Source organism: Fulvimonas sp. R45, assembly GCF_030504985.1.
In the GTDB taxonomy this organism is placed as follows: domain Bacteria; phylum Pseudomonadota; class Gammaproteobacteria; order Xanthomonadales; family Rhodanobacteraceae; genus Rhodanobacter_A.
In genome coordinates this window covers 130,293-142,964 of sequence record NZ_JASERU010000008.1, presented here as the reverse complement: position 1 = coordinate 142,964, position 12,672 = coordinate 130,293, and the positions used below count along the sequence as shown (strand labels likewise).

Genomic DNA, 12,672 nt, shown 5'->3' with positions numbered 1-12,672 from the left:
CCAGAAACAGAAACGGCGCCAAGCCCGAAGGCCGCGCCGCTGCTGGTTTGAAAGTGGTGGGCGGTACAAGGATCGAACTTGTGACCCCTACCATGTCAAGGTAGTGCTCTACCGCTGAGCTAACCGCCCGATTCGCGTGGCCGCAGGCCGCGCGAGCCGCGCAGTATAGGCGACTTGCCGCAGCGCCACAACTGCACCCGGGACCGGGGCGGGAGGGCTCAGCGCAGCGCCTGCTCGCGCAGCTGGTGGATCTGGTCGCGGAGCCTGGCCGCGGCCTCGAATTCCAGGTTCTGGGCGTGCTGGTACATCTGCGCTTCCAGCTTCCTGATCGCGGCGGCGGCCTTGGCCGGGTCCATCGCCTCGTAGCCGGCGGCAGGCTCGGCCACGGCACGGGCCCTGCCCCTGGCGGCCTTGCCACCGCGCCCGCGCGGCGATTCGCTGCGCGCGCCTTCCATGATGTCGGCGATGCGCCGTTCCACCGTCTTCGGGGTGATGCCGTGCTCGGCGTTCCAGGCCAGCTGCTTTTCGCGGCGTCGGCCGGTCTCGTCCATCGCCGCCTGCATCGAGCGGGTGACCTCGTCGGCGTAGAGGATGGCCTTGCCGCGCACGTTGCGGGCGGCGCGGCCGATGGTCTGGATCAGCGAGCCGGTGGAGCGCAGGAAGCCCTCCTTGTCGGCGTCGAGCACGGCCACCAGCGACACCTCGGGCATGTCCAGGCCCTCGCGCAGCAGATTGATGCCGACCAGCACGTCGAACTCGCCCAGGCGCAGGTCGCGGATGATTTCGCTGCGCTCGACGGTCTCGATGTCCGAGTGCAGGTAGCGCACCTTCACGCCGTGCTCGGCGAGGTATTCGGTGAGGTTCTCGGCCATGCGCTTGGTCAGCGTGGTGACCAGCACGCGGTCGCCCATGGCGATGCGCTTGTTCGCCTCGCCGAGCAGGTCATCGACCTGGGTACGCACCGGGCGCACCTCCACTTCCGGATCGACCAGGCCGGTGGGTCGCACCACCAGCTCGGTCACGGCATCACCGGATTTCTGCAGCTCGTAGTCGCGCGGGGTGGCGGAGACGTAGATCGCCCGCGGCACCCGCGCCTCCCATTCCTCGAAGCGCAGCGGGCGGTTGTCCAGCGCCGACGGCAGGCGGAAACCGAACTCCACCAGGGTCTCCTTGCGCGAGCGGTCGCCCTTGTACATGGCGCCGATCTGCGGCACGGTGACATGCGACTCGTCCACCACCAGCAGGCCGTCGGCCGGCAGGTAGTCGAACAAGGTGGGCGGCGGCTCGCCGGGCGCGCGCCGGGTGAGGTGGCGCGAGTAGTTCTCGATGCCCTGGCAGTAGCCCACCTCGGCCATCATCTCCACGTCGAAGCGGGTGCGCTGGTCCAGCCGCTGCGCCTCGACCAGCTTGTTGTCGCGGTACAGCACCTCCAGCCGCTCCTTCAGCTCGTCCTTGATGGTGTCGATGGCGTTCAGCACGCTCTCGCGGGTGGAGGCGTAGTGGGTGCGCGGGTACACCGTGTAGCGCGGCACCTTGCGGACCGTCTCGCCGGTGAGCGGGTCGAACAACGCCATGCCCTCCACCTCGCCGTCGAACAGCTCGATGCGCAACGCCTCGGTCTCCGACTCGGCCGGGAACACGTCGATGACTTCGCCGCGCACGCGGTAGGTGCCGCGGCGCAGCTCGGTCTCGTTGCGGGTGTACTGCAGTTCGGTGAGCTGGCGGATCAGCTGGCGCTGGTCGATGCGCTCGCCCTTGGCCAGGATCAGGCGCAGGGACAGGTAGTCCTCGGGGTTGCCCAGGCCGTAGATCGCCGACACCGTGGCCACGATGATCGCGTCGCGCCGCGACAGCAGCGCCTTGGTCGCCGCCAGCCGCATCTGCTCGATGTGCTCGTTGATCGAGGCGTCCTTCTCGATGTAGGTGTCGGAGGCCGCCACGTAGGCTTCCGGCTGGTAGTAGTCGTAGTAGCTGACGAAGTACTCCACCGCGTTGTTGGGGAAGAACTCGCGGAACTCGCCGTACAGCTGCGCCGCCAGCGTCTTGTTCGGCGCCATCACGATGGTGGGCCGCTGCACCCGCTGGATCACGTTCGCGATCGTGTAGGTCTTGCCCGAGCCGGTGACGCCGAGCAGGGTCTGCGCGGCCAGGCCGGCCTCGAAGCCCTCGCTGAGCCGGCGGATCGCCTCGGGCTGGTCGCCGGCGGGCTGGTAGGGCGCGACAAGTTCGAATTGCTCGGTCATGGCGGACGATATGCGGGCGGTTGCCGGCATATTAAATCGCCGCTGCTGACAGGCCGTGTCAGCAGACTCCGACGCCAATCGGCACGGCACGGCCACAGACGTCGGCCCTCCCGTGGCCGAGCATGCAGGAAGCATGGAAGGGAGCGACGCTCATGCGATTCGTGCAGGGACGCACCCAGGCGGGCTTCAGCCTGGTCGAACAAATCATGGTGCTGGCGGTCCTGGCCGTGCTGGCCGGCATCGCGATGCCTTCCATGGCCCGGCTGCTGGGCAATCATCGCCTGCAGGCCGTGCAGTTCGACTATCTCGCCGCCATGCGCTACGCACGTGCCGAGGCCGTGCAGGCCGGGACACGCGTACTGCTCTGCCCGAGCAGGGACGGCAACCACTGCGGCGGCGGTGCCGACTGGAACCGCGGCTGGCTGCTGGCCCTCGACCGCGACCACGACGGCCACCCCGACGGCGCCCCTCTGCGCGTCCGCCGGCTGGACGGGAAGCTGACCGTGCTGGGCAGCAGCGGCCGCGACCGCGTACGGTTCCTGCCCGACGGAAGCGCGCTGGGCAGCAACCTCAGCCTGCTGCTCTGCAGCCGCGATGCCCCCGGCAGCGCCCTGCTGGTGGTGGTATCCAATGCTGGCCGGGCGCGTGGCGGCGTGGCCACGCCGGCGCAGGTCGCCAGTTGCGCGGCCGCAGCAACCGCTTCGACCTGAAGAATCGGGCGCCAGCCGGCTGCCGGCTACAGCAGCACCGGTCGGTCCGGCAGCTCGTCCCTCCGCTCGCCGCCCTCGGCGGGGAAGTGCCGCCGCAGCAGGGCGTGCACTTCGGCAATGCCCTGCAGCGCGCCTTCGCGCCAGGCGCCCCGCGCGAAGTCGTCGCGCATGCGGGCACAGGCCACCGCCCATTCATCGGCGTCGACGCGCTGCGCGATGCCACGGTCGGCCACGATCTCGATGCGGTGCTCGGCCATCAGCACGTACAGCAGCACGCCGTTGTTGTGCTCGGTATCCCACACGCCGAGCTGGGTGAACACCTGCCGCGCCCGTGCCGGTGCGTCCAGCCCGTGCAGCACCGCCCACGGGCTCAGGCGCGACTCCACCGCCAGCCGGACCTCGCCCTGGTGGGTGCGCTCGCCCGCGGCGATGGTCGCGGCGATCTCGTCCAGCACCGCCGCCGGGAGGCGCCGGCGCAGCTGGAACCAGCCGTCGAACAGGTTGGCGCCAAGGCGCTGCAGTCGACCCATCTCACCAGCTCCCCGAGGCGCCGCCGCCGCCGAAGCTGCCGCCGCCTCCGCTGAAACCGCCACCGCCACCGCCACCGAAGCCGCCGCCACCGCCGAACCCGCCGCCGCCCCAGCCACCGAAACCGCCCCAGCCGCCGCCGCCGATCGAGCGCCCGGCGCCGGCCGGCAACAGCATGAAGACCGCGCCCAGCAGGCCGCCCAGGATGCCGATGCCGGCGGAGGCCAGCAGCCACAGCAGGCCGCCCACGATCGCGCCACCCACGGGCGCGCGCACCAGCGCATGGGCCCGTCCCAGCACGCCGCGCAGGAAGATCGCCGCGAACAGGCCGATCATGAACACGCCCTCGAACCCCGGGCCATGGCGCTCGCGCGGCGCGCCCTGCACGGGCGGTGGCAGGGGTTCGCCATCGATCAGCTGGGTCAGCGCGCCCACCGCGTCGCTGATGCCGCCGTAGTAGTCGCCGGTGCGGAACTTCGGCGCCAGGTACTCGCGGATGATGCGCGCGTTGGCCGCGTCGGGGATCGCGCCTTCCAGCCCGTAGCCCACCTCGATGCGCACCCGCCGGTCGTCCTTGGCGACCAGCAGCAGCACGCCGTCGTCGGTGCCCTTGCGGCCAATCTTGTTGGCTTCCGCCACGGCCAGCGAGTACTCCTCGATGGGCTGGTCGCCGGTGCTGCCGACCATCAGCACCACCAGTTGCGCGCCCTTGGCCTTCTCCAGCGCGACCAGCTTCGCGTCGAGCTGGTCCACCTGTTGCGCAGTCAGCGTGCCGGTGAGGTCGGTGACGTGCCGGGCCAGCTTCGGCACGGTGTCGGCGGCGTGCAGCAGCGCCGGCGCCAGCAGGGCCAGCGTCAGCACGCACAGCAGGCGGCGGAAGCGCATCGTCAGTGCGCGGCGGACGCGGCGGGCGCCGGCGCGCCGTTGCCGAAGTTCACCACCGGCGCGGTGGAGATCGCCTTCTCGTTCTCCACGCTGAAGTTCGGCTTCACGGTATAGCCGAACATCTTGGCAGTGAGGTTGTTGGGGAAGGTGCGGATCATCGAGTTGTATGCCTGCACCGCCTGCACGTAGCGGTTGCGCGCCACGGTGATGCGGTTCTCGGTGCCTTCCAGTTGCGCCTGCAGATTCTGGAACAGGCCGTCGGCCTTGAGGTTCGGGTAGTTCTCGCTGACCACCATCAACCGCGACAGCGCATTGCCGAGCTGCCCCTGCGCGGCCTGGAACTTCGCCAGCGCCTGCGGATCGTTGGCCAGCTCCGGCGTCGCCTGGATGCTGCCCACCTTGGCGCGCGCATTGGTGACCTCGGTCAGCACCTTCTCCTCGTGCTGGGCGTAGCCCTTCACCGTGTTGACCAGGTTCGGCACCAGGTCGGCGCGGCGCTGGTACTGGTTCAGCACTTCCGACCAGGCGGCCTTGACCGCCTCGTCCTGCCGCTGCATGGCGTTGTAGCCGCAACCGGTGAGGCACACCGCCAGCACCAGCAGCACGAGATTGCGAAGAAGTTTCATGACGACGCTCCTGATCGTGGACGCCCCATTCCACCACTGCCGGCCGCGCCTGCGCAATCGCTCCGCGACGACGGGGTGCACTATGCTGGCCGCGTGCAGTCTCCCGCATGGATCGAAGGAGCCGTCATGGACATCAAGCCGTTGCCCCGCCGGTTGGCCGCCACAAGCCTTGCCCTTGCCTTCGCCGGCCCCGCTGCCGCCCAGGTATCTCCCGCCAGCATGCACGACGCCGCCTCGCAGAAGGTGCTGGCCGCCATAGAACACACGCCGACCGCAGGCCACCCGGACCTGTACGGCGAGTTCGCCGGCATGCAGCACTTGGCATCGGGCGACTACAAGGCGGCGATGAAATATTTCCTGATCGGCGCTAGCTACGCCGACAAGCTCTCGCAGCTCAGCATCGGCCTGATGTATCTCAACGGCCAGGGTGTGAAAAAGGATCCGGTCACCGCTTTCGCGTGGATCGCCATCGCCGCCGAGCGCAAGTACCCCAGATTCCTCGCCACACGCGATGCGGTGTGGGCCGGGCTCGACGCGCAGCAGCGCGAACAGGCCAAGGCACTGATTGAAAGGCTGTACCCGGAATACGGCGACCTGACGGCACAACCGCGCATGGCCAAGCGACTGCGCTGGGAACGCACCGAACTGACTGGTTCCTATCTGGGCGAACAGATCGGCCCCATGGCCAGCCTCACGCCCGGAGAATTCACCGGCACCGGGGCCCAGCCGCCCTGCGGTGCAGCGACCATAGGCGGCGTGCCCATCACCGGTTGCGGCAACCTGGCCGATGTCCAGTGGTACTGGGATCCGAAGGACTACTTCAAAGCGCGCGATGCCGAGTGGTCCGGCACGGTCACCGTCGGCAAGGTCAATCAGGGTGTCACGTCACAAGGCAAATAGGTCCGCTCAGAACGCGCGCGGCACCAGCACCAGCACCCAGCACAGCACCGTCGCCGCCATCAGCACGAACACCGCGGCCGAGCCCATGTCCTTGGCGCGCCCGGCCAGTTCGTGGAACTGCGGGCTGACGAGGTCCACCACCGACTCCACCGCGGAATTGAGCAGCTCGGCGGAGAGCACCAGGAAGATCGGCAGCACCAGCGCGATCTTCTCCAGCGCGCCGTGGCCCAGCCACAGCCCCAGCGGCAGCAGTACCACGGCCAGCAGCACTTCCAGCCGGAACGAGGCCTCGTGGCGCCAGCCGGCGCACAGGCCGCGCATCGACCAGCGGAAGGCGTTCCAGAGCTGACGCGGATGACCGCGAAATCCGCTGCCGGGCATGGGTGGGGCGTCTCCGAGCGCGACCGCCCGGGGCGGGCGGCAAGGCGCGCATGATGCCACAAGCGGCGAGCAGCCACGGCGCCTGCAGGACCCTGCGATGTCGCACCGCAACGAGCCGCCGGCGGGTTATGGGTTACCCTTCGGCGGTTGTGGTGCCGTTCATGCAGCGCCGCAGTAGGGTCGCGTCCGGCGCGACCGTTGTATGAACCGTACCCCGGAATCCGTTGATGGCCACACAGAACCCACCCGTTTCGCAAACCCGCTCGTTCAGCACCGTCTTCCTCATCGAGATGTGGGAGCGCTTCGGCTTCTACGGCATGCAGGTGCTGATGGTCACCTACATGATGAAGAAGCTGGGCTTCGTCGATACCAAGGCGAACCTGGTGTGGGGCGCGGCCGCCGCCCTGATCTACGTGACCCCGGCGATCGGCGGCTGGGTGGGCGACCTGCTGATCGGCACCCGCCGCACCATGCGCATGGGCGCGATGGTGCTGATGCTTGGCTATGCGCTGCTGTGGATCCCCACCGACAACGCCACCTTCCTGTACTTCGCGCTGGGCGTGATCATCGTCGGCAACGGCTTCTTCAAGCCCAACGCCGGCAACCTCGTGCGCAAGATCTACGAGGGCGACGACACCAAGATCGACAGCGCATTCACCATCTACTACATGGCGGTGAACGTCGGTTCGATGATCTCGATGACGCTGACGCCCTGGATCCGCGACTACGTGGGCGAGCACTACGGCGACGACTGGGGCTGGCACACCGCCTTCGGTGTGTGCGCCATCGGCCTGCTGCTGGGCCTGGCCAACTACGCGCTGATGAGCCGCACGCTGAAGCACATCGGCTCGCCCGCCGACAGCCGCCCGCTGGACCTGAAGCGTCTTGCGGGCGTGCTGGGCGGCGCCCTGGTGCTGGTGTTCGTGTCGGCCTTCATCCTGCACAACGAACTGGTGGCGCGCATCTGCGTGTACGCCGCCGGCGTGGTGCTGCTGGGCATCTTCGCCCACCTGATCCGCAACAGCCACAAGGACGAGCGCGCCGGCCTCACCGCGGCGCTGGTGCTGGTGGTGCAGACCATCTTCTTCTTCATCTTCTACCAGCAGATGTCCACCTCGCTGAACCTGTTCGCGCAGAAGAACGTGGACCTATCCTTCGACGTGTTCGGCGTCCACCTGTTCAACTGGATCCCCGAGCAGTTCCAGAACCTCAACGCGATCTGGATCGTGCTGCTGAGCCCGGTGCTGGTGTTCGTCTACAACGCGCTGGGCCGGATCGGCAAGGATCCGTCGGTGGCCGCCAAGTTCGCCTGGGGCTTCGCCGCGGTGGCGATCGGCTATTTCATGTACGGCATCGGCGCGCGCTTCGCGGTGAACGGCCAGGTGTCCTCGTGGACGATGGTGTGGGGCTACGGCTTCTACTCGCTGGGCGAGCTGCTGGTGTCGGGTCTGGGCCTGGCGATGATCGCCCGCTACGTGCCCGAGCGCATGGGCGGCTTCATGATGGGCGCCTACTACGTGGCCTCGGGCATCTCGCAGTACCTGGGCAGCGTGGTGGCCAACTACGCGCACGTGCCGAAGGGACTGAACGATCCGGTGGCCTCGCTGCCGATCTACACCAGCCTGTTCAACAAGCTGGGCTTCGCCGGCGTGGCCTGCACCGCGATCGCGCTGGCCATGCTGCCGCTGATGAAGAAGCTGTCGGCCAGCCACGCCGACGTGGCCACGAACCACGACCCGCTACCCGCCGTGCGCAGCGAGGAATTCGAGACGCCCTGAGCGTTCCCGCGGGGCGGCAACGCCGTCCCGCCCGCGCCCCGCCGCTTCCCGCGGCGGGCGCGATGCGGCACGATGGCCGCCATGCCGCCACGCCCTCTCCAGCAACGCTTCGGCCCGTTTGCGCTCGCCCGCACGCTGACCTGGCTGCGGCTGTGCGCCATCGTGGGCCAGACCGGCGCGGTGCTGGTCTGCGCCTGGGTGATGGGACTGGACCTGCCGCTGCCGCCGCTGCTGATCGGCATCGACATCCTCGCCGTGTTTGCGGTGTTCGCCGCCTGGCGGCTGCACCAGCCCTGGCCGGTGCACGAGTGGGAAGCGATCGGCCACATCGCCTTCGACACGCTGGGACTGAGCTACCTGCTCTACTTCACCGGCGGCGCCAGCAACCCCTTCGTCACCTTGCTGCTGGTGCCGATCGCGCTGTCGGCGGCCACGCTGTCGGTACGCGCCATCCTCGCCGTGGCCGCCATCGCCGGGCTGGCCTACCTGGCGCTGATGCTGCGCTACGTGCCGTTGCCGCTGGCGATGCAGGAGGACGGCTTCTCGCTGCACGTGATCGGCATGGCGGTGAACTTCGTGGTCACCGCGCTGCTGCTGGGCTTCTTCATCCACCGGCTGGCGCGCGCGGTCCGGCTGCAGCAGCAGGAAGTGCAGCGCGTGCGCGAACGCGCGCTGCGCGACGAGGGCATCCTCGCCATCGCTACCCAGGCCGCCGGCGCGGCGCACGAGATGAACACGCCGCTGTCCACCATGCGCACCCTGCTGCCGGAAATGCGCCGCGAGCACCCGGAAGACGGCCCGCTGGGCGAGGACCTGGCCCTGCTGCAGGACCAGGTCGAGCGCTGCCGGACGATCCTGCGCGAAATGGTGGCGTTCGGCCAGGCGCAGCTGTCGCACGTGCCCGAGCGGGTCACCCTGGCGGCCTTCCTGCATGGCTGCCTCGAACGCTTCCAGTTGCTGCGGCCGGAGGCGGAGCTGGCGCTGGACGTGGACGTGGCCACCACCGGCATCGTGCTGCGCACGCCGCCCGGCCTGCGCCACGCCCTGCTCAACCTGCTCAACAACGCCGCCGATGCCTCGGCGCTGCGCGATTCGCAGGTAGTGGAACTGCAGGTCTGCCGCGAAAGCGGCTGGCTGGAATTCCGCGTGCGCGACCACGGCCCCGGCTTCACCCCTACCGGCGCGCCCGCCGTGCTGGGCCAGACCGGCAAGCAGGCCGGGCTGGGCATCGGCCTGGCGCTGGCCGAGGCCACCGCCGAACGGCTCGACGGCGAGCTGACCGCCCGCAACACCGACAGCGGCGCCGAGATGCGCCTGCGCCTGCCGCTGGCCAGCGTCGCGGTCTAGGCCGGTCCGGGCATCACGCCGCCGCATCCGGCAGAATGGGCGCCATCCCCCCATCTCCCGATCCACGATGAACGAGCCCGCCCCGACCTCCGCCCGACCGCTGCTGATCGTCGACGACGATCCCACCTTCGCCCGCGTGCTGGCCCGTGCGCTGGGCTCGCGCGGCTTCGCCACGATCACCGCCGCCAGCCTCGACGAGGCCCGCCAGTTGGCCCGGCGCCAGCAGCCGCGCTACTGCGTGCTCGACCTCAAGCTGGGCGAGGAAAACGGCCTGAAGCTGATCCCGGAACTGCACTCGCTGGTACCGGACATGCGCATCCTGCTGCTCACCGGCTACGCCTCGATCGCCACCGCGGTGGAGGCGATCAAGCGCGGCGCGCACGACTACCTGGCCAAGCCGGTGGATGCCGACGCGGTGGTGCGCGCCCTGCTCGACGGCGACGGTCCCGCGCCCGCCGACGACGACCTGCCGGACGCGCCCGAGGCCCCGCTGGCGCTGCGCCGGCTGGAGTGGGAACACATCCAGCGCGTGCTCACCGAATGCGACGGCAACATCTCCGAGACCGCCCGCCGGCTCGGCATGCACCGCCGCACCCTGCAGCGCAAGCTGAGCAAGCACCCCGTGCGCGAGCGCCCGGACAGCGACGACTGAGAGCCTGTTCAGGATTCCCCCGTAGCTCGCGTTGCCTTGTCCTGGCCGCCCGGTGGGAGTGCGTGGCGCAGCGCCTGCCTGGCTGGCAGGTCAAGCCGCGCGCTGCCGCATGGCGGCCAGGGCAAGGCAACCCGGAGGGCCGGGCCTGTTGGCCCACATCCCCGCGTCATCGCTCAGTCGTGGACGGACGTCCACGCCTTCGCTCTTCCTTGGCCTGCGCGCAAACAGTTCCCGGCGCGGCCACGGAGAGATCTTGAACAGGCTCTGACGTCCCGCCGGAGCGAGCACTGCGACATCGCGTCACCCGCCGCCCACGCCCGATACGGCTATCCTGCAACCTTGGACCCACATCCAAGGTTTCCCGTGAAGCTCCCCGCTCCCCGACTCGCCGCCCTGCTGTTCGCCGGCGCCGCCCGCGCCGCGCTCGCCGGCGAACCGCCGCAAACCATCACGCTGGCGCCGATGTCGGTGCATGCCAGCGACACCCAGGTGGCGAACGTGCCCAGCGTGGCGGTGCGCATCACCCGGGCCCAGTTGCAGCGACAGAACGTCGTCGACAGCGCCGACGTGCTGCGCTACGCGCCGAACCTGCAGGTGCGCCAGCGCTACATCGGCGATCCCAACGCCACCATCAGCGGCCGCAACAGCGGCACGCTGCAGAGCGCACGCAGCCTGCTCTACGCCGACGGCCTGCTGCTCTCCAACCTGATGAGCAACGGCTGGGACGGCGCGCCACGCTGGGGCATGGTGGCGCCCGCGGAGATCGGCGCGGTGGACGTGCTGTACGGCCCCTACTCCGCGCTCTATCCCGGCAACTCGATGGGCACCACGGTGCTGATCCACACGCGCCTGCCCGAGCGCCTCACCGCCAGCGCCGATGCGCAGTACTTCAGCCAGGACTACGCCGATCGCTACGGCGCCGGCGGCCACTACGACGGCCATCGCCTCGCCGCCCTGCTCGGCGACCGCCAGGGCCGCTGGCGCTGGCTGCTCGCGCTGAACCAGCTCGACAGCCACGGTCAGCCGATGCAGTACGCCACCGCCAGGGCCGGCGGAAACCCGGCCGATGCCGTACCGGTGACCGGCGCCACGCTGGACCGCAACCCCAACGGCACGCCACGGCTGGTCTACGGCGCCAACACCCTCGAGCACACCCGGCAGACCCAGGCCACCCTGCAGGTGGGTGCGGACATCACCGACCAAGTCGGCGCGCTGTTCACCCTCGGCTGGTGGCACAACCACGCCTTCGACGCCACCCGCAGCCTGATCCGCGACGCCGCCGGCCGGCCGGTCTACGCCGGTACCATCCTCGCCGGCGGCCGGGCCTGGACGCTGCCCGCCAGCGGCCTCGCCCCCAGCGCCTACGAGCAGACCCACGTGCTCTACGGCGCCGAGCTCGACGGCCGCCTCGACAACGGCTGGCGCTGGGACGCCGTGGCCAGCCGCTACGACTACCAGCGCAACCTGGAACACGATGCCGCCGCCGCTTCGCCCGCCAGCGCCCGCGGCGGCCCCGGCACGGTGGCCGACATGGGCGGTTCCGGCTGGGGCACGCTCGACCTGCGCAGCTCCGGTCCGTTGGGCGACGAACACACGCTGTACGCCGGCGCGCACGTGGACCGCTACCGGCTCGACTCGCGCGTGTACTCCGCCAGCGACTGGCGCGGCCCCGCCGACGGCCCGCTGGTCGGCGCCTACGCCGGCCGCACGCAGACGCGCGCGTTCTACCTGCAGGACGTGTGGAGCTTCGCCGAGGCCTGGGCGCTGACCGCGGGCGTCCGCTGGGAACAGTGGCGCGCCTACGGCGGCCTGCGCGCGACCGCCGACAGCGTCCTGCGCTATCCCTCGCGCCGGCGCAGCGATGCCTCGCCCAAGGCCGCACTGAACTGGGACCTCGCCGACGACTGGCAGCTGCGCCTGTCCTTCGGCAAGGCCGTGCGCTATCCCACCGTCGAGGAGCTGTTCCAGGGCTCTGTCTCCAACGGCGCCATCGTCGACAACGATCCCGACCTGCGGCCGGAACGCGACTGGTCCACCGACCTCAGCCTGATCCGCCACCTGCCGCACGGCCACTGGCGCGTGTCGCTGTACCAGGACCGCGTGGCCGACACGCTCTACTCGCAGACCGACATCACCCTGCCGGTGCCGGTGACGAACGTGCAGAACATCGACCTCGTGCGCACGCGCGGCGTCGAGGGCGAACTGGTGCTGACGGACGTCTGGATGCCCGGACTGGACCTCAGCGCCAGCGCCGCCTGGAACCAGGCGACCACCCTGCGCGACCGGCAGTTCCCTGCCGCCGACGGCAAGGCCTTCCCGCGCATCCCGCGCCTGCGCGCCAGCCTGTTCGCGGACTGGCGCTTCGCGCCGGGCTGGGACGCCTCGCTGGGCGTGCGCCATTCGGGCCGCCAGTACGGCACGCTGGACAACCGCGACTTCGTCGACACCTATGGCGCCGTCAGCCGCTTCACCGTGGCCGACGCCAAGCTGCGCTGGCGCTTCGCACCGCAATGGACGGCGTCGCTGGGCGTGGACAACCTCACCAACGAACACTACTGGGTCTACCATCCCTACGCCGGCCGCACCTGGTTCGGCGAGCTGCACTGGGAACTGTAGCCCGCC

Annotated in this window: 11 protein-coding genes and 1 tRNA gene; 6 read left to right on the top strand and 6 right to left on the bottom strand. The window is 69.9% G+C overall.

Features of this window, described 5'->3' with window-relative positions:
* Positions 1 to 54: 54 nt before the first annotated feature.
* Together QMK61_RS09940 and uvrB are read right to left on the bottom strand one after the other, a co-directional pair.
* Positions 55 to 129 (bottom strand) — tRNA-Val (locus QMK61_RS09940).
* Positions 130 to 218: 89 nt separating this feature from the next.
* Entirely contained in the window at positions 219 to 2,243 is a 2,025-nt protein-coding gene (gene uvrB / locus QMK61_RS09935; protein ID WP_302072044.1) for an excinuclease ABC subunit UvrB, read from the bottom strand.
* A 152-nt stretch (positions 2,244 to 2,395) separates the two neighbouring features.
* Here uvrB and QMK61_RS09930 point away from each other — a divergent pair, with 152 nt between their 5' ends.
* A complete protein-coding gene (locus QMK61_RS09930; RefSeq protein WP_302072043.1) occupies positions 2,396 to 2,953 on the top strand; it encodes a GspH/FimT family pseudopilin in 558 nt (185 codons plus the stop codon).
* 26 nt (positions 2,954 to 2,979) lie between these two features.
* On the opposite strand, the gene QMK61_RS09925 is transcribed toward QMK61_RS09930, so the two are convergent.
* From QMK61_RS09925 to QMK61_RS09915, 3 genes are read right to left on the bottom strand one after another with little or no spacing between them, the layout of a single operon-like run.
* A complete protein-coding gene (locus QMK61_RS09925) occupies positions 2,980 to 3,483 on the bottom strand; it encodes a TPM domain-containing protein (protein WP_302072042.1) in 504 nt (167 codons plus the stop codon).
* Position 3,484: 1 nt separating this feature from the next.
* Positions 3,485 to 4,366 carry a TPM domain-containing protein gene (locus QMK61_RS09920; RefSeq protein WP_302072041.1) on the bottom strand — a complete coding sequence of 294 codons (882 nt, stop codon included), beginning with the start codon at positions 4,364 to 4,366 and terminating at the stop codon, positions 3,485 to 3,487.
* 2 nt (positions 4,367 to 4,368) lie between these two features.
* Entirely contained in the window at positions 4,369 to 4,992 is a 624-nt protein-coding gene (locus QMK61_RS09915) for a LemA family protein (protein WP_302072040.1), read from the bottom strand.
* A gap of 126 nt (positions 4,993 to 5,118) precedes the next feature.
* On the opposite strand from QMK61_RS09915, the gene QMK61_RS09910 reads away from it, so the two are divergent.
* Positions 5,119 to 5,892: a sel1 repeat family protein gene (locus QMK61_RS09910; protein WP_302072039.1), complete on the top strand. Its 774-nt coding sequence runs from the start codon at positions 5,119 to 5,121 to the stop codon at positions 5,890 to 5,892.
* 6 nt (positions 5,893 to 5,898) lie between these two features.
* On the opposite strand, the gene QMK61_RS09905 is transcribed toward QMK61_RS09910, so the two are convergent.
* Positions 5,899 to 6,273, bottom strand: a complete 375-nt coding sequence (locus tag QMK61_RS09905; RefSeq protein WP_302072038.1) for a diacylglycerol kinase — start codon at positions 6,271 to 6,273, stop codon at positions 5,899 to 5,901.
* Positions 6,274 to 6,500: 227 nt separating this feature from the next.
* On the opposite strand from QMK61_RS09905, the gene QMK61_RS09900 reads away from it, so the two are divergent.
* From QMK61_RS09900 to QMK61_RS09885, 4 genes are all read left to right on the top strand, one after another.
* Positions 6,501 to 8,051, top strand: coding sequence for an oligopeptide:H+ symporter (locus tag QMK61_RS09900; RefSeq protein ID WP_302072037.1), 1,551 nt, complete (start codon positions 6,501 to 6,503; stop codon positions 8,049 to 8,051).
* A gap of 81 nt (positions 8,052 to 8,132) precedes the next feature.
* On the top strand, positions 8,133 to 9,398 hold the full coding sequence (locus QMK61_RS09895; RefSeq protein WP_302072036.1) for an ATP-binding protein: 1,266 nt from the start codon (positions 8,133 to 8,135) through the stop codon (positions 9,396 to 9,398).
* A gap of 67 nt (positions 9,399 to 9,465) precedes the next feature.
* Positions 9,466 to 10,050 (top strand): response regulator transcription factor, encoded by a 585-nt coding sequence (locus QMK61_RS09890; RefSeq protein ID WP_302072035.1) that lies wholly within the window; start codon positions 9,466 to 9,468, stop codon positions 10,048 to 10,050.
* Between the two features lie 363 nt (positions 10,051 to 10,413).
* Positions 10,414 to 12,666, top strand: a complete 2,253-nt coding sequence (locus QMK61_RS09885) for a TonB-dependent receptor (protein ID WP_345783627.1) — start codon at positions 10,414 to 10,416, stop codon at positions 12,664 to 12,666.
* Positions 12,667 to 12,672: the final 6 nt, after the last annotated feature.

Excerpts from the sequence above, each read along its gene's own strand:
- uvrB (WP_302072044.1), bottom strand. The coding sequence starts at position 2,243 with ATGACCGAGCAATTCGAACTTGTCGCGCCCTACCAGCCCGCCGGCGAC.
- QMK61_RS09930 (WP_302072043.1), top strand. The coding sequence starts at position 2,396 with ATGCGATTCGTGCAGGGACGCACCCAGGCGGGCTTCAGCCTGGTCGAA.
- QMK61_RS09925 (WP_302072042.1), bottom strand. The coding sequence starts at position 3,483 with ATGGGTCGACTGCAGCGCCTTGGCGCCAACCTGTTCGACGGCTGGTTC.
- QMK61_RS09920 (WP_302072041.1), bottom strand. The coding sequence starts at position 4,366 with ATGCGCTTCCGCCGCCTGCTGTGCGTGCTGACGCTGGCCCTGCTGGCG.
- QMK61_RS09915 (WP_302072040.1), bottom strand. The coding sequence starts at position 4,992 with ATGAAACTTCTTCGCAATCTCGTGCTGCTGGTGCTGGCGGTGTGCCTC.
- QMK61_RS09910 (WP_302072039.1), top strand. The coding sequence starts at position 5,119 with ATGGACATCAAGCCGTTGCCCCGCCGGTTGGCCGCCACAAGCCTTGCC.
- QMK61_RS09905 (WP_302072038.1), bottom strand. The coding sequence starts at position 6,273 with ATGCCCGGCAGCGGATTTCGCGGTCATCCGCGTCAGCTCTGGAACGCC.
- QMK61_RS09900 (WP_302072037.1), top strand. The coding sequence starts at position 6,501 with ATGGCCACACAGAACCCACCCGTTTCGCAAACCCGCTCGTTCAGCACC.
- QMK61_RS09895 (WP_302072036.1), top strand. The coding sequence starts at position 8,133 with ATGCCGCCACGCCCTCTCCAGCAACGCTTCGGCCCGTTTGCGCTCGCC.
- QMK61_RS09890 (WP_302072035.1), top strand. The coding sequence starts at position 9,466 with ATGAACGAGCCCGCCCCGACCTCCGCCCGACCGCTGCTGATCGTCGAC.